This window comes from Flagellimonas chongwuensis (genome assembly GCF_013376415.1).
Taxonomy (GTDB): domain Bacteria; phylum Bacteroidota; class Bacteroidia; order Flavobacteriales; family Flavobacteriaceae; genus Flagellimonas; species Flagellimonas chongwuensis.
Map to the genome: position 1 here is coordinate 80424 of NZ_WYET01000004.1, position 18757 is coordinate 99180.

Annotated in this window: 23 protein-coding genes; 17 read left to right on the plus strand and 6 right to left on the minus strand. The window is 40.9% G+C overall.

Translation table 11 applies throughout. The features are described 5' to 3' along the window. The 17 genes from efp (at position 1) to hisIE (ending at position 14829) form a co-directional block, all read left to right on the plus strand. Positions 1-567: an elongation factor P gene (gene efp, locus GUA46_RS07465; protein WP_108246091.1), complete on the plus strand. Its 567-nt coding sequence runs from the start codon at positions 1-3 to the stop codon at positions 565-567. A gap of 5 nt (positions 568-572) precedes the next feature. Continuing rightward, positions 573-1508 (plus strand): UDP-3-O-(3-hydroxymyristoyl)glucosamine N-acyltransferase, encoded by a 936-nt coding sequence (locus GUA46_RS07470; RefSeq protein WP_176619956.1) that lies wholly within the window; start codon positions 573-575, stop codon positions 1506-1508. Positions 1509-1570: 62 nt separating this feature from the next. Continuing rightward, positions 1571-2443, plus strand: coding sequence for a succinate--CoA ligase subunit alpha (sucD, locus tag GUA46_RS07475; RefSeq protein ID WP_176619957.1), 873 nt, complete (start codon positions 1571-1573; stop codon positions 2441-2443). Between the two features lie 107 nt (positions 2444-2550). Continuing rightward, on the plus strand, positions 2551-3300 hold the full coding sequence (gene fabG, locus GUA46_RS07480; protein WP_176619958.1) for a 3-oxoacyl-[acyl-carrier-protein] reductase: 750 nt from the start codon (positions 2551-2553) through the stop codon (positions 3298-3300). Positions 3301-3304: 4 nt separating this feature from the next. Continuing rightward, the gene (locus GUA46_RS07485) at positions 3305-5338 is read left to right on the plus strand and encodes a VWA domain-containing protein (protein WP_176619959.1); all 2034 of its coding nucleotides are present in this window, start codon (positions 3305-3307) and stop codon (positions 5336-5338) included. A 23-nt stretch (positions 5339-5361) separates the two neighbouring features. After that, positions 5362-6177 carry a prohibitin family protein gene (locus GUA46_RS07490; RefSeq protein ID WP_176619960.1) on the plus strand — a complete coding sequence of 272 codons (816 nt, stop codon included), beginning with the start codon at positions 5362-5364 and terminating at the stop codon, positions 6175-6177. A 199-nt stretch (positions 6178-6376) separates the two neighbouring features. Then, positions 6377-7234: an ATP phosphoribosyltransferase gene (hisG, locus tag GUA46_RS07495; protein WP_176619961.1), complete on the plus strand. Its 858-nt coding sequence runs from the start codon at positions 6377-6379 to the stop codon at positions 7232-7234. A gap of 61 nt (positions 7235-7295) precedes the next feature. Beyond that, a complete protein-coding gene (gene hisD, locus GUA46_RS07500; protein WP_176619962.1) occupies positions 7296-8579 on the plus strand; it encodes a histidinol dehydrogenase in 1284 nt (427 codons plus the stop codon). After that, positions 8579-9625, plus strand: coding sequence for a histidinol-phosphate transaminase (gene hisC / locus GUA46_RS07505; RefSeq protein ID WP_176619963.1), 1047 nt, complete (start codon positions 8579-8581; stop codon positions 9623-9625). The genes hisD and hisC overlap by 1 nt, the downstream gene beginning before the upstream one ends. Next, positions 9625-10761, plus strand: a complete 1137-nt coding sequence (hisB, locus tag GUA46_RS07510; RefSeq protein WP_176619964.1) for a bifunctional histidinol-phosphatase/imidazoleglycerol-phosphate dehydratase HisB — start codon at positions 9625-9627, stop codon at positions 10759-10761. Before hisC ends, hisB begins: the two co-directional genes overlap by 1 nt. 82 nt (positions 10762-10843) lie before the next feature. Then, positions 10844-11428: an imidazole glycerol phosphate synthase subunit HisH gene (gene hisH / locus GUA46_RS07515; RefSeq protein ID WP_176619965.1), complete on the plus strand. Its 585-nt coding sequence runs from the start codon at positions 10844-10846 to the stop codon at positions 11426-11428. Positions 11429-11431: 3 nt separating this feature from the next. Continuing rightward, a complete protein-coding gene (locus GUA46_RS07520) occupies positions 11432-11848 on the plus strand; it encodes a GNAT family N-acetyltransferase (protein WP_176619966.1) in 417 nt (138 codons plus the stop codon). Positions 11849-11851: 3 nt separating this feature from the next. Then, the gene (hisA, locus tag GUA46_RS07525; RefSeq protein ID WP_176619967.1) at positions 11852-12583 is read left to right on the plus strand and encodes a 1-(5-phosphoribosyl)-5-[(5-phosphoribosylamino)methylideneamino]imidazole-4-carboxamide isomerase; all 732 of its coding nucleotides are present in this window, start codon (positions 11852-11854) and stop codon (positions 12581-12583) included. After that, entirely contained in the window at positions 12576-13094 is a 519-nt protein-coding gene (locus GUA46_RS07530; RefSeq protein ID WP_176619968.1) for a DinB family protein, read from the plus strand. Before hisA ends, GUA46_RS07530 begins: the two co-directional genes overlap by 8 nt. 16 nt (positions 13095-13110) lie before the next feature. Next, entirely contained in the window at positions 13111-13437 is a 327-nt protein-coding gene (locus tag GUA46_RS07535) for a DMT family transporter (protein ID WP_108246077.1), read from the plus strand. A gap of 37 nt (positions 13438-13474) precedes the next feature. Beyond that, positions 13475-14230, plus strand: a complete 756-nt coding sequence (gene hisF, locus GUA46_RS07540) for an imidazole glycerol phosphate synthase subunit HisF (protein ID WP_176619969.1) — start codon at positions 13475-13477, stop codon at positions 14228-14230. Between the two features lie 2 nt (positions 14231-14232). After that, positions 14233-14829 (plus strand): bifunctional phosphoribosyl-AMP cyclohydrolase/phosphoribosyl-ATP diphosphatase HisIE, encoded by a 597-nt coding sequence (gene hisIE, locus GUA46_RS07545; RefSeq protein ID WP_176619970.1) that lies wholly within the window; start codon positions 14233-14235, stop codon positions 14827-14829. A gap of 13 nt (positions 14830-14842) precedes the next feature. On the opposite strand, the gene GUA46_RS07550 is transcribed toward hisIE, so the two are convergent. From GUA46_RS07550 to GUA46_RS07575, 6 genes are all read right to left on the minus strand, one after another. Beyond that, entirely contained in the window at positions 14843-15562 is a 720-nt protein-coding gene (locus GUA46_RS07550) for a head GIN domain-containing protein (protein ID WP_176619971.1), read from the minus strand. Positions 15563-15605: 43 nt separating this feature from the next. Next, positions 15606-15752, minus strand: coding sequence for a hypothetical protein (locus tag GUA46_RS07555; RefSeq protein ID WP_176619972.1), 147 nt, complete (start codon positions 15750-15752; stop codon positions 15606-15608). Continuing rightward, entirely contained in the window at positions 15752-16417 is a 666-nt protein-coding gene (locus GUA46_RS07560; RefSeq protein ID WP_176619973.1) for a hypothetical protein, read from the minus strand. The genes GUA46_RS07555 and GUA46_RS07560 overlap by 1 nt, the downstream gene beginning before the upstream one ends. A 69-nt stretch (positions 16418-16486) precedes the next feature. After that, positions 16487-17572, minus strand: coding sequence for a hypothetical protein (locus GUA46_RS07565; protein WP_176619974.1), 1086 nt, complete (start codon positions 17570-17572; stop codon positions 16487-16489). Then, complete coding sequence (locus GUA46_RS07570; RefSeq protein WP_176619975.1) at positions 17556-18098, minus strand: hypothetical protein; 543 nt, start codon at positions 18096-18098, stop codon at positions 17556-17558. Before GUA46_RS07570 ends, GUA46_RS07565 begins: the two co-directional genes overlap by 17 nt. Next, positions 18098-18637: an RNA polymerase sigma factor gene (locus GUA46_RS07575; RefSeq protein ID WP_176619976.1), complete on the minus strand. Its 540-nt coding sequence runs from the start codon at positions 18635-18637 to the stop codon at positions 18098-18100. Before GUA46_RS07575 ends, GUA46_RS07570 begins: the two co-directional genes overlap by 1 nt. Between the last annotated feature and the right edge of the window lie 120 nt (positions 18638-18757).

Consider the following 18757-nt stretch of genomic DNA (forward strand, 5'->3'; position numbering starts at 1 on the left):
ATGGCAAGTACTTCTGATATAAGAAAAGGATTGTGCATCAAGTACAATCACGATATCTACAAAATCGTAGAATTTCTTCATGTGAAACCCGGTAAAGGACCTGCATTTGTCCGTACCAAATTGAAAAGTGTCACCACTGGAAAGGTGATTGACAATACATTTTCCGCAGGACATAAGATTGAAGATGTCCGTGTAGAAACACGTAGCTATCAATTTTTGTACAGTGAAGGTGAGACCTATCACTTCATGAACACGGACGACTACACTCAAATTGCCTTGCAAAGGGATGCTCTTGATGCTTATGACCTCATGAAAGAGAGCGAAGTCGTTACAATCATTTTCAACGCAGAGGATAATATGCCGCTTTCTGTTGAAATGCCTGCCAGTGTTGTTTTGGAAGTGACCCATACGGAGCCCGGTGTTAAAGGGAACACGGCGACCAATGCTACCAAGCCGGCTACCGTTGAAACAGGGGCCAGTGTTAATGTACCTCTTTTCATCAACGAAGGTGACAAGATCAAGATCGATACGGAGAAAGGCGCTTACTTGGAACGTGCTAAAGAATAGCCTTAATGAAATTCCCGAAAACGTATACTTTAAAGGAAATTTCGGAAATCATTGCCTGCGATTTTGTTGGTGATGAAAACTTTCCTGTACTTGGCATGAATGAAATCCACGTAGTGGAAGCAGGGGACATCGTATTTGTGGATCATCCCAAATATTATGACAAAGCCCTACAATCAGATGCTACGGTGGTACTCATCAATAAACAAGTGGAATGCCCGCAAGGCAAGGCATTGCTCGTTTCCGATGATCCTTTTAGGGATTTCAACAAGTTGACCCGACATTTCAAACCTTTTGAAACTGCAGCTTCAACTATAGCCGAATCAGCAGAGATAGGGGAAGGTACCGTTATTCAGCCCAACGTATTTATAGGTAATCATGTGAAAATCGGTAAAAACTCTGTGATTCATCCAAACGTAACGATTTACGATGGATGCATACTAGGCGACAATGTAACCATTCATGCAGGAACTGTACTGGGTGCGGATGCGTTCTACTACAAAAACAGACCCGAAGGCTTCGATAAATTGCTGTCTGGAGGAAATGTCGTCATCGAGAACAACGTTGATGTTGGTGCTGGATGTACCATTGACCGTGGAGTAACCGCATCAACAACCATTAAGGAAGGGTCCAAATTGGATAACCAAATCCAAGTTGGGCATGATACGATCATAGGCAAAAAATGCTTGATTGCATCCCATGTTGGCATCGCCGGCTGTTGCACCATCGAGGACGAAGTGACCCTTTGGGGACAAGTAGGCATCACAAGCGGTGCGACCATTGGCAAAAAAGCAGTCGTCTTGGCACAATCAGGTATTTCAAAATCCCTTGAAGGCGGCAAAACCTATTTTGGTTACCCAGCAGAGGAAGCGCGCGAAAAACTCAAACAGATTGCCTACATTAAAAAGATTCCAGAAATCTTGAAAAAACTGAAAAAGATTTAAGAAATCAATAGATAAAAACTTTAGTAAACCATATTTTTGTATCTCTACATTAAGTTAAATATATGAGCGTCTTAGTAAACAAGGATTCAAACATAATTGTACAAGGATTTACCGGTAGTGAAGGAACATTCCACGCCGAACAAATGATTGAATACGGTACCAACGTGGTTGGTGGGGTGACTCCTGGAAAAGGGGGACAAGAACATTTAGGAAAACCAGTTTTTAATACAGTCGAAGATGCTGTTAAAGAAGTTGGTGCCGATACCACTATCATTTTTGTTCCACCTGCATTTGCTGCCGACGCCATTATGGAAGCTGCCGACGCCGGAATCAAAGTAATCATCACCATTACCGAAGGTATTCCCGTAGCGGATATGGTAAAGGCCAATGATTACATAAAAAACAAGGATTGCACATTGATCGGTCCAAACTGTCCGGGTGTAATTACCCCTGGTGAGGCCAAAGTTGGTATCATGCCAGGATTTGTCTTCAAAAAAGGAAAAGTGGGAATCGTCTCAAAATCAGGGACTTTGACCTATGAAGCTGCTGATCAAGTAGTTCGTCAAGGATTGGGAATTACAACTGCCATCGGAATCGGTGGTGACCCAATTATTGGAACCACAACAAAACAAGCCGTAGAGCTATTGATCAATGACCCTGAAACCGAATGTGTTGTTATGATCGGTGAAATCGGTGGTCAATTGGAAGCTGAAGCCGCTAGGTGGTATAAAGAGAGTGGAAGCAAAAAACCGATTGTTGGATTTATTGCTGGTGAAACTGCTCCTGCCGGACGCACCATGGGACACGCTGGTGCAATTGTAGGTGGAAGCGACGATACCGCTCAAGCAAAGAAAAGAATTATGAAGGAATGTGGTATCCACGTGGTCGATTCTCCAGCTGAAATTGGCGTAAAAGTGAAAGAAGTGGTTGGATAACCGACCGTTAAAACCATACTAAATCCCGTTTTATGCGGGATTTTTTTTCGTCTAAACATAAAACAACAACTATATTTGGTTATTAACCATTCAAACACAATCATTTTATGAAACTTTTGGAAGGGAAAAATGTAATTATAACAGGAGCCAGTAGAGGAATAGGTAAAGGCATTGCCGAAGTATTTGCAAAACATGGGGCAAATGTCGCCTTCACCTACAGTTCCAGTGAAGCTCCAGCCTTGGAATTGGAAAAAGAATTGACCGAAATGGGCGTAAAAGCCAAGGCCTATAAGAGCAATGCCGCCAGTTTTGAAGAATCCGAAGCGCTTGTTGCCAAGGTTTTGGAAGATTTTGATGGCAGGATCGACGTACTTATCAATAACGCAGGTATCACTAAGGACAACTTGTTGATGCGAATGGGCGAAGCAGATTTTGATACTGTCATTGAAATCAACCTGAAATCCGTGTTCAATATGACCAAAGCTGTTCAACGTACCATGTTGAAGCAGCGTAAAGGTTCCATAGTAAATATGAGCAGTGTGGTAGGTGTAAAAGGTAATGCAGGACAGACCAACTACGCAGCATCAAAAGCGGGTATGATTGGTTTTACAAAATCCGTAGCCTTGGAATTGGGGTCTAGAAACATCCGTTGCAATGCCATTGCGCCAGGTTTTATCGAAACTGAAATGACCGAGAAATTGGACGAAAAAACAGTTCAAGGCTGGAGAGAAGGCATTCCATTAAAACGAGGTGGAAGTCCAGAAGATGTGGCCAATGCTTGTGTATTTTTGGCATCAGACCTATCCGACTACGTAACAGGGCAGGTACTCAATGTTGATGGTGGAATGTTAACCTAAATGAATGGAGTTGAGCACGGTACTTCTTATTATTTTAGCAGTTGCTGCCGCGCTTATCCTTGTCTATTTTCAATACTTCTATAAAAACCCAAGAAAGGGTTCAATTAAAATAATATTGGCCGCATTACGGTTTATCACCTTGTTTTGCGGCCTTTTGCTTTTGATCAATCCAAAGTTTGTCAGTAAAGATTATTACATCGAAAAAGTAAACTTGATTCTTTTGGTGGACAATTCTACCTCAATGGGCGGTGCTTCTTCCGAGACAGAGATTTCGAGCGCCATTTCTCAAATCAAACAAAATAAAGCTTTAACCGAACGGTTTGACATTCATCAGTACGAATTCGGGACTTCCATTTCTTCCACGGATTCCATACGATTTGACCATGGAAATACCGACATTTCGAATGCACTCTCGACGTTGAAAGATGTTTTTGTAAACGGAAATAATACCATCGTTTTGTTTTCTGATGGAAACCAGACATTAGGTCGGGATTACGAATACATCACATTGAACGAGAATTCCACCATAAATCCTGTGGTGATTGGCGATACCATCCAATATGAAGATATTTCAGTAGGACTCATCAATGTCAACAAATACGCTTTTTTGCGAAACAGTTTTCCTATTGAATCCACTATTCGGTATCAAGGTAACCGTTCGGTTACCAGCACAGTAACTATTTCAATAAATGGGAGTAGGGTTCATCAAGAACGAATTGATCTTAACGCCACTAAAAATAGCCAAACGTTAAATACCTTGGTGGAAGCACAAAGCGTCGGCATCAAAACCATCAAAATTGAAGTTGGGGCTTTGGAAAATGAGCGCAATACCGCTAACAATTCTAAGGAAACCGCGATTGAGGTAATTGATGAAAAAACCAATGTAGCCATAGTTTCCGATATGTTGCACCCGGACATCGGAGCCTTAAAAAAATCCATCGAGTCCAATGAACAACGGTCGGTTACACTTGTAAAGCCAACAGCAGACCAGTCCGAATTGGAAGAAATGGGATTGCTGATTCTGTACCAACCTAATCGCAATTTCAGAAACGTTTATGAATTCCTGAAAAATACTGGGGCCAATTATTTTACCGTTACGGGAAGCAAAACAGATTGGAATTTTTTGAATGGTATTCAAGAAAGTTTCACCATTTCGGGCAGTAGACAATCAGAGGATATTTTACCTGTTTTAAATAACGCTTTTGGCCTTTTTGGACTCGGTAATTTTTCCGTAGATGGATTCCCGCCTTTGCAAGGCACCCTTGGAGATATACAATTGAACAAGGACAGCGACATTTTAATGTTCCAGCAGCTGCAGGGCATCAACCTTGAAAAGCCCTTATTTACAATTTTGACGGAATCCGACACCAAAGAAGCTGTGCTCTTTGGGGAAAATATATGGCGCTGGCGAGCGCAAGTGTACCGAAATGACGATAATTTTCTAGCGTTTGATGATTTCATTGGAAATTTAATGGTGTATTTGGGCTCCAACAAACAACGAAACCGTTTAGAATTGGATTATGAACTGGTTTTTGATAACGCAAGCATGGCCAAGGTGAGGGCTTCTTATTTTGATGAAAGCTACCAGTTTGATGCCAATGCCAATATTTCCATTACCATAAAAGGTAAGGAAAACGATTTTTCAAGGGTGTCGCCCATGTTACTGAAAGGTTCTTTTTATGAAGTGGACCTGAGCGACCTCCAAGCAGGGGAGTATGAGTTCACCGTTACTGTAGCCGATGAAAATTTGAGTCGCTCTGGAACTTTCAGGATTTTGGATTTTAATCCAGAAAAACAATTGATATCCGCCAATTATAAAAAAATGGAGCGTTTGGCTTCCAAGAATAGCGGACAGGTCTACTATTTGGACAAATTGGATGAACTACAGGCCAATCTGTCATCATCACAACAGTTTTTACCTGTCCAAAAAAGCAGGGATAATGTTGTATCTTTAATAGATTTCCGTATTTTACTCGGACTCATCATTCTTTCACTTGCAGCGGAATGGTTCATCAGAAAATATAACGGATTGATTTAAAAACCTCAATAAACCTCAATAAAATGGATAAATTACCAAAGATTGCGTTGCCAGCTTTGGCAGCGATTATTTTTCTAATCATTTTTGCATCTAGGTCAACAGTGACCATTGGTTCCGGTGAAGCTGGAGTTTTGTACAGATATTTCGGTGGAGGGGTTGTTACCGACGAACCACCTCTGGGAGAAGGGTTTCATTTAGTGGCTCCTTGGAATAAAGTTTATATTTATGAAGTTCGACAACAAGAACGTTTGGAAAAAATGAACGTGCTCTCATCCAATGGATTGGATATTAAATTGGAGGCATCCGTATGGTTCCAACCCAAATATGAGCAACTCGGAAAGTTACATCAGGAAAAAAGTGAACAGTACATAGAGCGCGTATTGCTTCCTGCCATCAGGTCTGCCGCACGTAGCGTTGTTGGGCGTTATACTCCCGAACAATTATACTCCAGTAAACGTGATGCCATTCAACAAGAGATTTTTGAGGAGACCCAGAAAATTGTGGAAGACCAGTATATTCAACTCAATGAGGTACTGGTAAGAGATGTTACCTTACCGCCAACCATCAAGGATGCCATTGAGCGCAAATTGAAGCAGGAACAAGAGTCATTGGAATATGAATTTAGATTGGTGACTGCAGAAAAGGAAGCCGAAAAGGTTAGAATAGAAGCACAAGGTAAGGCGGACGCCAACCGCATCCTAAGTGCTTCATTGACCGATAAAATTCTGCAGGACAAAGGTATAGACGCAACATTGAAACTGGCCGAGTCCCCTAACGCCAAAATTGTTGTGGTTGGTTCTGGAGACGATGGTTTGCCATTAATTTTGGGAAATAACTAAATTCCCCTTTTTTGATATAAAAATATGTTCTACTTTTGAAGCATCATGAGAAATAGAAACACACATCATCATTTTTATACTTGCCCTCAAGCGAGATAGAAATGTATTGTTGTTTTTAAAATATATTCTAACCCGTTTGAGAAATCAAACGGGTTTGTTTTTTGTACCCATTTGGTTTTTCGAACAAAACGATTGAAAAATGACAAAAATTAGAATTGCTGTTCAAAAAAGTGGTCGATTGAACGAGGATTCCCTCGCCATTTTAAAAGATTGCGGTATCTCCATCGATAATGGAAAAGACCAATTAAAAGCTACATCCCGAAATTTTCCATTGGAGGTTTTCTATTTGCGAAATGGGGACATCCCACAATACTTAAGGGATGGCGTAGTAGACATTGCCATAATTGGCGAAAATGTGCTTATTGAAAAAGGAAAGGATATTTCCATTGCCGAGCGCCTGAATTTTTCGAAATGTCGTGTCTCCTTGGCCGTACCCAAAGGAGTAACCTATAATTCCATTAAGGATTTTGAGGGCAAAAAAATAGCCACCTCGTATCCGAATACGGTTAAGGAATACTTGGCTTCCAAAGGAGTAACAGCGGAACTACATATCATCAATGGTTCTGTAGAGATAGCCCCGAATATTGGCTTGGCCTATGGAATCTGCGATATCGTTTCCAGTGGAAGCACACTTTTCAAAAATAATTTAAAGGAAGTGGAAGTGATGTTAAAAAGTGAGGCCGTATTAGCGGTATCGCCCACCATTTCCGAAGAGCGAAAAGAATTGCTAAAGAAAATCCAATTTAGGATAAAATCTGTACTTCAAGCCCGCAACAATAAGTACGTGCTCATGAATGCCCCCAACGATAAACTGGATGAGATTATTTCCATTCTACCTGGAATGCGTAGTCCCACCGTTTTGCCATTGGCGGAAGAAGGCTGGAGTTCCGTACACACCGTAATCAATCGTGAAACCTTCTGGGAGGTCATCGATGAGCTAAAAGCAGCCGGTGCAGAGGGAATTTTGGTGTGTCCAATCGAAAAAATGGTATTGTAGACAATAAAAGATACGATTTTAATGAATAATTGTCCCCTTGAGGGGACCTTAGGGGTGTAAAATGAAGAAAATAGTAAAACCAAATAAAAATGATTGGAACGAAATTTTAAAGCGTCCCACCCAGAGCGTTTCAGATATTGAGGAGATTGTCAACAGTATCTTTAAAGAGGTACAGGCTGATGGTGATACGGTTATCAAAAAATACACGGCCCAATTTGATAAAGTCACTTTGGATTCTATTTTGGTAAAAGAAGACGAGATTGAAAACGCAAGCAATTCCGTTTCCGATGCATTGAAGCAGGCCATCAATCTTGCCAAATCGAATATAGAAAAATTCCATGCTGCCCAAAAAACCTCAAAAGTTGAAGTGGAAACCATGCCCGGCGTGGCGTGTTGGCAGGAAAAGCGTCCTATTCAAAAAGTGGGATTGTACATTCCAGGTGGAACAGCTCCGTTGTTTTCAACTATTTTGATGCTAGCCATTCCAGCCAAATTAGCAGAGTGTAAAGAGATTATACTTTGTAGTCCACCTGATAGGAATGGGGAAATCAATTCAGCAATTTTATACACAGCTCAGTTGTGCGGGGTGACGCAGATTTTTAAAACAGGAGGGATTCAGGCCATTGCCGGAATGACCTTTGGCACGGAAAGCATACCGAAAGTGCACAAAATATTTGGCCCCGGAAATCAATATGTGACGGTTGCCAAGCAATTGGCCACAAAATATGGTGTAGCCATTGATATGCCGGCAGGGCCGAGTGAATTGTTGGTGGTTGCCGATGATTCAGCAAATGCCGCGTTCGTAGCTTCGGATTTGCTGAGCCAGGCCGAGCATGGTGTGGACAGTCAGGTGATTCTTGTATCCACTTCCGAAAACTTGATTGATGCTGTTGAAAAGGAAATTGGAATCCAGATCCAACAGTTACCACGGGTTGAAATAGCTCAGAAATCCATTGGAAACAGCAGGTTGATTTTAGTCAAAGATGACCAAGAAGCACTGGGACTAATCAATGAATATGGGCCAGAACACTTTATTGTTTGTATGGAAAATGAAGAGTTTTATCTGGAAAACATTCAAAATGCCGGTTCGGTTTTTATTGGGAACTATACGCCAGAAAGTGCAGGCGACTATGCTTCGGGCACCAATCACACCTTACCGACCAACGGTTACGCAAAGCAATACAGTGGTGTAAATCTCGATAGTTTTATGAAAAGCATGACCTTTCAAAAAATATCCGAGAAAGGCATCAAAGGCATTGGAACCGCTATTGAGCTAATGGCAGATGCAGAAGGATTGCAAGCACATAAAAATGCAGTAACCCTCAGATTAAAAAGTTTGAAATAATGAAAGGGTTTGATTTAAATAAGCTGGTGAGAGAATCGGTTCAAAAACTGCAGCCATACTCTTCGGCACGTGACGAATATGTTTCCGATGGCTCCGAAATGATTTTTTTGGACGCCAACGAAAATCCGTACGACAATGGTGTCAACCGTTATCCGGACCCTTACCAAAGAAGTTTGAAGTCAGTGCTGGCGGATCAAAAAAGCATATCGGAAAATCAAATTTTATTGGGAAATGGAAGTGACGAAGTCTTGGATTTGATCTATAGGGCGTTTTGTGAACCGAATCAAGATAATATTATCACGCTGCCACCAACTTACGGAATGTACAAGGTGCTGGCAGGCATCAATGCAGTTAAAAACAAGGAGGTTCTGCTAACCAATGATTTCGAACCCAATGTGGATGAAATTTTAAAAGTGGTTGATATTAAAACCAAGTTGCTTTTCATTTGCTCGCCCAACAATCCTACAGCGAATTCATTTCATAAGGAAAAAATAGAACGGTTATTAAAATCTTTTAATGGATTGGTGGTGATTGATGAAGCCTACATTGATTTTTCAAAAGATGAAAGTTGGTTGTCGCAACTCATAAACTATCCTAATTTGATTGTCACGCAAACCCTATCAAAAGCCTACGGTTTGGCAGGTATTCGATTGGGTGTTTGCTACGCATCCGAAGAAATTATAGGGGTTTTGAACAAAATCAAACCGCCTTACAATGTCAACCAATTGACCCAGCAGCACGCATTACAACGGGTTTTGAACCAAGATTTGGTACAACAAGAAGTGAAGCATATACTCAAGGAAAGGCAAGAACTAATGAAGGCCTTGGAGAGCTTGGAATTTGTGGAAGTTCTTTATCCAACCGATGCCAACTTTATACTGGCGAAGGTGGATGATGCCAACAAACGTTACCAACAACTATTGAACAAGCAGGTAGTCGTACGCAACAGAAGCACTCAACCGCTCTGTGAAAATACGCTGCGATTTACCGTGGGGACACCGGAAGAAAACAAAAAATTGATAGCTATTTTAAAAGAATTGGAATAATGGGCAAAAAAGTACTATTTATAGATCGCGATGGAACCATCATCAAGGAAACTGTTGATGAGCAAATAGATGCCTTTGAAAAAATGATTTTCTATCCAAAGGCTTTTACTTATTTAGGTAAGATTGCAAAGGAGTTGGATTATGAATTGGTGATGATCACCAATCAAGATGGCCTTGGCACCGATATTTTTCCTGAGGATACCTTTTGGCCTGTTCATAATTTTATTATGAAATCCTTTGAAAATGAAGGAGTAGTGTTCGATAACGTTTTTATTGACAGGACCTTCCCAAAGGACAACGCCAATACCCGAAAACCAGGCACGGGAATGTTGACCTCCTATTTTTCCGATGAATATGATTTGGCCAATTCTTTTGTGATCGGTGACCGTTTGACAGACGTGGAACTGGCCAAGAATTTGGGCGCCAAAGGAATCTTTATTAATGATGAAACGCACTTTGGTACAGGGGAAATCACGGTGAAGCGTGAAGAGTTGGACAATTTTATAGCCCTAGAAACCAACGATTGGCAGAAAATTTATGAATTCTTAAAGTTGGAAAATCGTGTTGCGGAAATAACCCGAAAAACTAACGAGACCGATATTTATATCAAAATCAACCTTGACGGCACAGGAAAAAGTGACATCAATACAGGTCTGGCGTTTTTTGACCATATGTTGGACCAGCTAGCTAGGCACGGACAAATGGATTTGGAAATCAAGGTCGATGGCGATTTAGAAGTGGACGAACATCACACCATCGAGGATACCGCTATTGCTTTGGGTGAGTTGTTTTCTAAAGCTTTGGGCAACAAACTGGGTATAGAACGCTATGGTTTTGCCTTGCCCATGGACGATTGCCTTGCACAAGTTGCCATTGATTTTGGTGGAAGGAATTGGTTGGTCTGGGACACCGAGTTCAAGCGTGAAAAAGTGGGGGACATGCCAACGGAAATGTTCATGCACTTTTTTAAATCGTTCACCGATGGCGCCAAAGCCAATTTGAACATCAAGGCCGAAGGAACCAACGAACACCATAAAATCGAGGCCATATTCAAAGCTTTTGCCAAGTCTATTAAAATGGCGGTAAAACGTGATGCTGAAAAAATGGTGCTGCCTTCTACAAAGGGCATGCTATAAAAAAATGTCATTTCGAAGGAGCTTACGACTGAAAAATCTTGTTTTCTCGCTTTGCTCGAAATGACAAAAGATTAAAGAATAAATGAAAATTGTAATAATCGATTACGGAGCAGGTAATATTCAAAGTATCATATTTGCGATAAAACGGCTAGGATATGAAGCTGTTTTGAGCCATGATGCAGAAGAAATCCGAAAAGCCGATAAAGTGATTTTCCCTGGAGTGGGAGAGGCCAGTTCCGCTATGGCCAAATTAAAAGCTACAGGATTGGACAAGGTGATTCCTGCCTTAAAACAACCTGTTTTGGGTATCTGTTTGGGTATGCAACTCATGTGCCATTCATCCGAAGAAGGAAATACGGAAGGCTTGGGCATATTTGATTTGGATGTGGTTAAATTTTCCAATAAAGTCAAAGTTCCTCAAATTGGATGGAACCAGATTTTGGATTTAAAAAATGAGCTGTTCAAAAATATTCCTGAGAAATCCTATATCTATTTGGTTCATAGTTTTTATGCTCCGATGGGAGCTGAAACCATTGCCACATCGGAATATGGTGTAGCGTATAGTGCCGCATTGCAAAAAGATAATTTTTACGGTGTACAATTTCACCCTGAAAAGAGCAGTGATGTTGGCAGTGAGATTTTAATGAACTTTTTATCCATTTCTTAAGCCATGGAATTTCAAATATTGACCGACAAGAACAGGCTGGACATTAAAAAAGTTCATCAGCAGATTACTTCAACCTATTGGGGCAAGAACAGAAGTTGGGAGGAAACCTTGATGACCATTGAAAAAAGCATCTGCTTTGGAATGTTCAATAAGAACGGTGAGCAGGTTGCTTACGCCAGAATGATGACAGACGGTTTGGTGTTTGCCTACATTATGGATGTAGTTGTCTTTGAGCCTAACAAAGGCAAAGGACTTGGAAAAAAATTGGTGCAATATATTTTGGACCAACCTGATGTGAAGAAAGTAAACACCGTAGCACTAAAAACATTGGACGCCCATAGTTTTTATGAAAATCTGGGCTTTAAAAAAGTTGGGGATTCAAAAATGTGGATGTCCATAGAACGAGTAAAATATGATTAGAAAATGAGATTGATTCCAGCTATTGATATCATTGATGGTAAATGTGTACGTCTATCTAAAGGAGATTACAGCACCAAAAAAGTCTATAATGAAAATCCGTTGGAAGTCGCCAAGGAGTTTGAGGCGCACGGTATCCAGCACCTACATTTGGTTGATTTGGACGGGGCTAAATCCCAACATATTGTCAACTACAAAGTATTGGAGACCATTGCCTTCAAGACCAGTTTGCAAATTGACTTTGGCGGTGGATTAAAATCGGGTGATGACCTGCATGTTGCTTTTCAAAGCGGAGCACATCAAATTACGGGCGGAAGTATAGCTGTTAAAGACAGGGAAACTTTTTTGAGCTGGTTGTCGACCTACGGGGCTAGAAAAATCATTCTAGGTGCCGATGCCAATAACGAGAAAGTAGCGGTTTCGGGCTGGCAAGAAGAATCGGATTTGGAGCTGATTCCATTTGTGCAGCAGTATCAATCCGAAGGTGTCGAATATGTGATTTGTACGGATATAAGCAAGGATGGCATGCTGCAAGGGCCTGCGTTCGACTTGTATCAAAAAATGTTGGCCCAAACCAAAAAAGGCTTAAATTTAATTGCCAGTGGTGGAATTTCCACTTTTGACGAACTCCCCAGACTTGCTGAACTTGGTTGTGAAGGTACAATCATTGGAAAAGCCATTTATGAAGGCAAGATCAGTTTAAAGCAATTGGAACAATATATTCTTAAAAATGGATAAAGAAAGAGAACTCCAGGAAGAATTGGTATGGAACGCGGGCTATCGGATGAATGAAAGTCTTCGCATGATCAAAATCTGTTTAGATCAATTGTCCGAGGAACAACTTTGGGAAAAACCAAATGAGTCGAGCAATAGTATCGCCAATCTCATCCTTCATTTATGCGGAAACATTACTCAATACGGGATAGCTTCCATCCAAAATTTGGAGGATGAACGTGTAAGGGATGAAGAGTTTTCCACCGATTCAGGCTATTCCAAAGCAGAACTTGTCAAAAAACTGGAAGATACCATTTCGGACGCCAAAAGAGCGTTCTACGATGCCCCACTCAATGAATTATTGCGTAAACGAAACGTTCAAGGGTTTAATTTTTCTGGAGTGGGCAACATTATCCATGTCACGGAACATTTGTCCTACCACACAGGGCAAATAGCACTATGGACCAAAATTTTACAAAACAAAGACCTTGGTTTTTACGGTGGGGTCAACCTGAATGCAAAAAACGAAAGCTAGCATTACAATACAGCCAATGAACTGGATACTCTTGATAATTGCAGGACTCTTTGAAGTTGCATTTGCTGCCTGTCTTGGAAAGGCCAAGGAAACAACGGGTACGGAAATGACGTATTGGTACATAGGATTTGTAGTTTGCCTTACAATCAGTATGTTTTTGTTGGTCAAAGCAACACAAGAATTGCCGATAGGTACAGCATATGCGGTTTGGACCGGTATCGGTGCTGTGGGGACAGTACTGTTTGGAATTTTTGTTTTTAAGGAACCCGCAACGTTTTGGAGATTGTTTTTTATAACAACATTGATTGCTTCAATTGTTGGTTTAAAGGTAGTCTCACATTAATAAAGCACTAACAAAAAGTGCTGCCAAAGAAGAATAAATGCTTACAAAAAGAATAATACCCTGTCTCGATATTAAAAACGGACGCACTGTGAAAGGAATCAACTTTGTTGACCTACGAGATGCAGGAGACCCAGTGGAACTGGCATCCATTTATGCTAAAGAAGGAGCGGATGAATTGGTTTTCCTGGATATCTCGGCTACGGAGGAAAAACGGAAGACCTTGGCTGAACTGGTCTATCATGTGGCTGAGACCATCAATATTCCTTTTACTGTTGGTGGAGGGATTTCTTCTGTGGAAGATGTGGACATTCTCTTAAAAAACGGGGCCGATAAGGTTTCTATTAACTCATCAGCGGTGAAAAGACCTGAATTGATCAATGAATTGGTGGCCAAATTCGGTTCACAATGCATCGTAGTCGCTATTGATGCCAAACAAGTTGACGGACAATGGAAAGTCCATCTGGTAGGAGGGAAGGTACCTACAGAACTGGATCTTTTTGATTGGGCAAAGGAAGTGGAAGAACGTGGTGCTGGTGAAATTTTGTTCACTTCAATGGATCATGATGGTACCAAGAATGGCTTTGCGAACAAGGCATTGGCGAAATTATCCGAATTGGTAAATATTCCAGTGATTGCCTCAGGTGGGGCGGGAACCATATCTCATTTCACAGATACTTTTAAGGATGGAAAAGCTGATGCGGCATTGGCTGCCAGTGTTTTTCACTTTAAGGAAATTGAAATAAACACACTTAAACAAGAATTAAAGGAAGAAGGAATTCCTGTAAGAATATAACAATGCAAATAGACTTCAATAAAAATTCAGACGGACTTGTACCGGCCATTGTTCAAGATGCAGCCACCAAAAATGTGTTGATGTTGGGCTATATGAACCAAGAAGCGTTTGAAAAAACCCAAGAAACCCAAAAAGTCACTTTTTTTAGCCGTTCCAAGCAGCGTTTATGGACTAAAGGTGAGGAAAGTGGCAACTTTTTGAACCTTGTTGACATGCAAGTAGATTGCGACAACGATACACTTTTGGTGAAGGTCAATCCTGTTGGGCCTACTTGCCATAAAGGGACCGATACGTGCTGGGCCGAGGAAAATGTTCAAGGCTATGGTTTTTTATCCACCTTGGAAGACATCATTGAATCCAGAAAGAACGACCAAGAGAACCCCGATAGCTATGTGGCATCCCTATTCCGAAAAGGCATCAACAAGGTTGCCCAAAAAGTAGGGGAGGAGGCTGTGGAAACAGTCATCGAAGCCAAAGACGACAACGATGACCTTTTCCTAAATGAAAGTGCCGACCTGCTGTTCCATTATTTGATATTGCTGAAGGCAAAGAACTTTGACCTCAATGCTGTGGTCAATATTCTAGAGCAGAGACATTGACCACAGGAGGTGTTCAATCCATTTTTATAATACTAGAGGAGCCAGAAAGCTCACTTTCTTGTATCGTCGCGTCTCCCTTGTAGTTTAATACACTGGCACCTGAAGCTTTTATGGAAATACTTTCATTTACAGAAAGAAAGGCCGTGCTCGCCCCATACAGGTTAATGTCCAGATTGGAAATATTAAGGTCGTAATCCAACAGGTCACTGCTCCCTGAAATTTCTGCTTCCAAGAATGAGATACTACCAAAAAGATCAACGGAAGAGGCTCCTTCGAGATTCATTTGTAATCGATCAGCGAGCAATTCACCCTTAAAATCAGAGGCCCCGGAGACTGTAATCTTTCCGTCCTGTATTTCCCATTGATTTTCCAAAATCAACCTGCTCGCACCGTCAATTTTGAACTTGGAAAGATTTTTGGTGGTGATGTATGCGTTCATCACAGCCTTACCGCTTACCGAAGTGCGGTCTCTCAATCGGATGATTAATTCGTCACCATCTTTTTCGACGACAATTTTTTCGTGCAGATTGTTGTTGGCCTCAATTCGGATTTCTTCTTCAGATTCGGAAAAAAGTACATAAACATGGAATGCATCGGAAACCTTAACTCCATTATAATCATTTATATCATATTTGATAGAGGTCACTTCACCTTCGGCGTAAATCTTCTCATAGTCACACGAAGAGAAAACCGACAGTACGGAAAGCAGTATAAAACTGATTTGTGTTTTCATTTGTTTTGATTTTTGATTGATGTAATGATGTGTGCAAGAAATGCTAAGGGTTGAAAAGTGGAACAGGCACCCATTGAAACGGAATAACGGCCCAACCGCTATTTCCGTATTGGGCGAATACTTGCTCGTTTTTTGTGTAGACCCGTAGTGTTTTTATAGGATGGTGAAGACGGTTGCTGTAATTTTCCATTAGTCCAACTGCTTTTTGTAACGGTTACGCCCCATGTTGAACACTCCTAATTTCACCCCAATGCCGCCTGAAAAACCATTGAGACGGTTCACTGGGCTTTGTGCCAACTCTATTTTGCTGGACATTCTATAGCGGAAACCGGCCTCCAATTGCACGAATCTAGAAATATTGAACAATACATTCATTCCTGGTTCAAGTACAAATACAGCGTCTATATCGTCATCATCAAGATCAACGTTTTCATCGTTCACCACGGCATTATGATCTACGTAGCCCACACCGCCGCCGCCTATCAATACTGGAAAGGACAGACTTACTCTTTTTTTGCCAAACAATATGGGTTCCAAATGTATCCCTCCATATATGGCCACAATATCATCGTTGTTATTGGTTCTTGGATTAAAGATATTCTGTCGGGAATAAAGCACATTGCCCATAAAACCCACTTCAAACTGTCTGTTGGCCACATAGGCCACTTTTAGTCCTCCGATGTAAGTGTCCTCGCCTTCGATTTCACCAAAATAGGTGGATAAGCCTAGATATACTCCATGCACCACATTTTTACGGTCATTAAAGGTGATGTATTCGTTATCATCGTTCTGGGCGGATCCCATAGTACACATGAGCAAAAAGAGTAATAAAGTTGTTGTTTTTTGATTGTTCATTTTAATTGGATTTATGATTGATTTTGTTTTAAAGACAAGGCATTCGTTAAAAGGTTGCATTTGCATTTCTTAATCATTAATGGTCACAATTCCTTTTTCGCCTTGTATGGAAATATTTCCTCTTCTTTCGGTACCATAAGTGGCATTTATTTTTCTGAGCCTACGGCCTTTGTCCAACATTTCGGAACCTACATTCTCAAATGATTTTGGCAAGCGAACCACACCTTGCTCCAAGGTTGCCGTGAAATTGTGGGGAAAATGGTCGATATTCAAAGTGATATCCGCGGATTCCTGTTGTATGGATATGTCAGCCGAAGGATTTATAATATTGTACACCTGAAAATCGGTGATTTTCATTGTAGCATCTACATCGCCTGCCAATCGTTCTATTTTGAACGTGGTGAATTCCAGGTTGCCAAACAGGGATTCTGCTTCGTTAATGGAAATATTGTCCTTGTTGGAATACACCTCCAACGAATTGACCGAATTGATATGGACTTCCGAACCATCACTTTTTAATCGTAGGTTTTTTGAATTTTCCATGTTCAATTCCCCTATTTTCAAATCAAGGTCGGCATAGTTCAAATCCTTTGCTCGGATTTTACCATATTTCAAAACAATATCCGCCTTGTTCAAATTCTCTCCGATCCATAAATCACCGTGTTCGATCAAGGTATTTAGTATACCTGTACAATTTTCAATGACCACATCCCCAAAACGATTGGTAATCCTAAGACTCACCTTTTTGGGAAGATAGACCTCATAATCTATCTGAACATGACTGCGGTCAAAGTCAATGGGATTGGCACGATTCAATATATCGGCCAACCACCCCGTATTTTTATTGGAGATTTCAGAAACAATGGAAATATAGCTGTTGCTCGCCTTGATATTTGGGCTGATACGGCCCAACAAGTCCTTGGCGTTCTCTTTTTTACGATGGTTCACGGTTACAGAAATGTTTACCTGAACTTTGTTCTGTTCCCACCCTTTAAGCGTTACGTTACCATATTTATTTTCTATTTGAAACTCTCCCGAATTCGTGAACGGGAAGCTTTTTTCAATGGTTTTATGAACCTTTTCCTGCGCCATGGCACAATTCACTGAAACCAGTAAAAAGGCCATCCATAGGACCGCTTTATAATGTGTATCCATAATCATCTTCATCCAATTTTTTAGATTCGTTTATCTGGTGCAACAAATTCTCAATGAGTTCAATGCGCTTTTTGTAATTGCTCACTATAGCTTCCAGCACTTGCTCATTGTCAAGGTTTTTCTGCATCTCTTTTTTGAGTACTTCATATTCAGCATCAAGTTCATCCATAAAGGATAGGAATTCCGCTTTGTTCTCTTCTGAAAGATTCTGATTGTTCCTTACCAATTGCACTTGGTAGGAGACCAGGTCTTTGTAATACATGTCTATTTCCATCAGTTCCTTGGAAGCGTATTGTGTTTTTTTAGCATTATTGTTCAACACCGCTAGTCCAAAAAACGAAGCTACACCCAGCAGTAATAGCACAGAGGCAGCCACACGAAAAAGGGGCCTTTTCCATAGTGGGATAACCTTGGATGGCTTTTGATTCAGTTCTTCTGAAATCTTCGCCCACATTTTGTCCTTGTCCGCCCTTCGCTCGTTGAATTGGGCTGCATGGTCCCTAATATGTTTTTCAAAATTGTCCATTACAGTTCATTGATGATTTCCAATAATTTTTTCTTCGCTCTGTGGTACTGGGATTTTGAAGTACTTGTAGAAATACCCAAAATCTCCCCAATTTCTACATGGTCGTATCCTTCAATCAAATATAGATTGATGATTTCCCTGTATCCATCGGGTAATAGGGCAATACCCTTCTTTACTTTGTTCAAATCCGTTGCCGCTGCCTCTACGGGTTCTTCATCCGTCAGGTGGAACTCATGCGCATCCATGGGCACTACAGGTATCCGCTTGGCCTTTAAGTGATTTATACTTTTATTGATGACAATTCGCTTCAGCCATGCACCAAAACTACTCTCGTACTTAAAGTTGTTTAGGTTTTTAAAGGCATCCACAAAACTGTCCTGTACTATATCCTCTGCATCTTCCGCATTGCCCAAAAAGCGGAACCCCACATTGTACATGGCATCCACATAGCGGGAATACAGCTCGTATTGAGAGTTGCTATTGCCTGCTTTGCACTGCTCTACTATGGCCTTATGCGTAAAACGGATTTCGGTTTCCAATGGTTTAGGTTGATGCCTTATCTGTAGCTAAAGACAAAAGAAAAAAGAAAGGGTTGCACTATGAAGGAAAAAACTTTTAAAAAATTTTATACATGCAACCCTTCCTTTTTTGACCTGTCT

What these genes read in the sequence shown, in the direction of transcription:
- GUA46_RS07565 (WP_176619974.1), bottom strand. Translation starts at nt 17,572, where the DNA reads ATGGATACACATTATAAAGCGGTCCTATGGATGGCCTTTTTACTGGTT.
- sucD (WP_176619957.1), top strand. Translation starts at nt 1,571, where the DNA reads ATGAGCGTCTTAGTAAACAAGGATTCAAACATAATTGTACAAGGATTT.
- GUA46_RS07535 (WP_108246077.1), top strand. Translation starts at nt 13,111, where the DNA reads ATGAACTGGATACTCTTGATAATTGCAGGACTCTTTGAAGTTGCATTT.
- hisC (WP_176619963.1), top strand. Translation starts at nt 8,579, where the DNA reads ATGAAAGGGTTTGATTTAAATAAGCTGGTGAGAGAATCGGTTCAAAAA.
- hisA (WP_176619967.1), top strand. Translation starts at nt 11,852, where the DNA reads ATGAGATTGATTCCAGCTATTGATATCATTGATGGTAAATGTGTACGT.
- hisD (WP_176619962.1), top strand. Translation starts at nt 7,296, where the DNA reads ATGAAGAAAATAGTAAAACCAAATAAAAATGATTGGAACGAAATTTTA.
- efp (WP_108246091.1), top strand. Translation starts at nt 1, where the DNA reads ATGGCAAGTACTTCTGATATAAGAAAAGGATTGTGCATCAAGTACAAT.
- GUA46_RS07570 (WP_176619975.1), bottom strand. Translation starts at nt 18,098, where the DNA reads ATGGACAATTTTGAAAAACATATTAGGGACCATGCAGCCCAATTCAAC.
- fabG (WP_176619958.1), top strand. Translation starts at nt 2,551, where the DNA reads ATGAAACTTTTGGAAGGGAAAAATGTAATTATAACAGGAGCCAGTAGA.
- hisF (WP_176619969.1), top strand. Translation starts at nt 13,475, where the DNA reads ATGCTTACAAAAAGAATAATACCCTGTCTCGATATTAAAAACGGACGC.
- GUA46_RS07470 (WP_176619956.1), top strand. Translation starts at nt 573, where the DNA reads ATGAAATTCCCGAAAACGTATACTTTAAAGGAAATTTCGGAAATCATT.
- GUA46_RS07550 (WP_176619971.1), bottom strand. Translation starts at nt 15,562, where the DNA reads ATGAAAACACAAATCAGTTTTATACTGCTTTCCGTACTGTCGGTTTTC.
- GUA46_RS07485 (WP_176619959.1), top strand. Translation starts at nt 3,305, where the DNA reads ATGGAGTTGAGCACGGTACTTCTTATTATTTTAGCAGTTGCTGCCGCG.
- GUA46_RS07530 (WP_176619968.1), top strand. Translation starts at nt 12,576, where the DNA reads ATGGATAAAGAAAGAGAACTCCAGGAAGAATTGGTATGGAACGCGGGC.
- GUA46_RS07490 (WP_176619960.1), top strand. Translation starts at nt 5,362, where the DNA reads ATGGATAAATTACCAAAGATTGCGTTGCCAGCTTTGGCAGCGATTATT.
- hisG (WP_176619961.1), top strand. Translation starts at nt 6,377, where the DNA reads ATGACAAAAATTAGAATTGCTGTTCAAAAAAGTGGTCGATTGAACGAG.
- GUA46_RS07560 (WP_176619973.1), bottom strand. Translation starts at nt 16,417, where the DNA reads ATGAACAATCAAAAAACAACAACTTTATTACTCTTTTTGCTCATGTGT.
- GUA46_RS07555 (WP_176619972.1), bottom strand. Translation starts at nt 15,752, where the DNA reads ATGGAAAATTACAGCAACCGTCTTCACCATCCTATAAAAACACTACGG.
- hisIE (WP_176619970.1), top strand. Translation starts at nt 14,233, where the DNA reads ATGCAAATAGACTTCAATAAAAATTCAGACGGACTTGTACCGGCCATT.
- hisB (WP_176619964.1), top strand. Translation starts at nt 9,625, where the DNA reads ATGGGCAAAAAAGTACTATTTATAGATCGCGATGGAACCATCATCAAG.
- GUA46_RS07520 (WP_176619966.1), top strand. Translation starts at nt 11,432, where the DNA reads ATGGAATTTCAAATATTGACCGACAAGAACAGGCTGGACATTAAAAAA.
- hisH (WP_176619965.1), top strand. Translation starts at nt 10,844, where the DNA reads ATGAAAATTGTAATAATCGATTACGGAGCAGGTAATATTCAAAGTATC.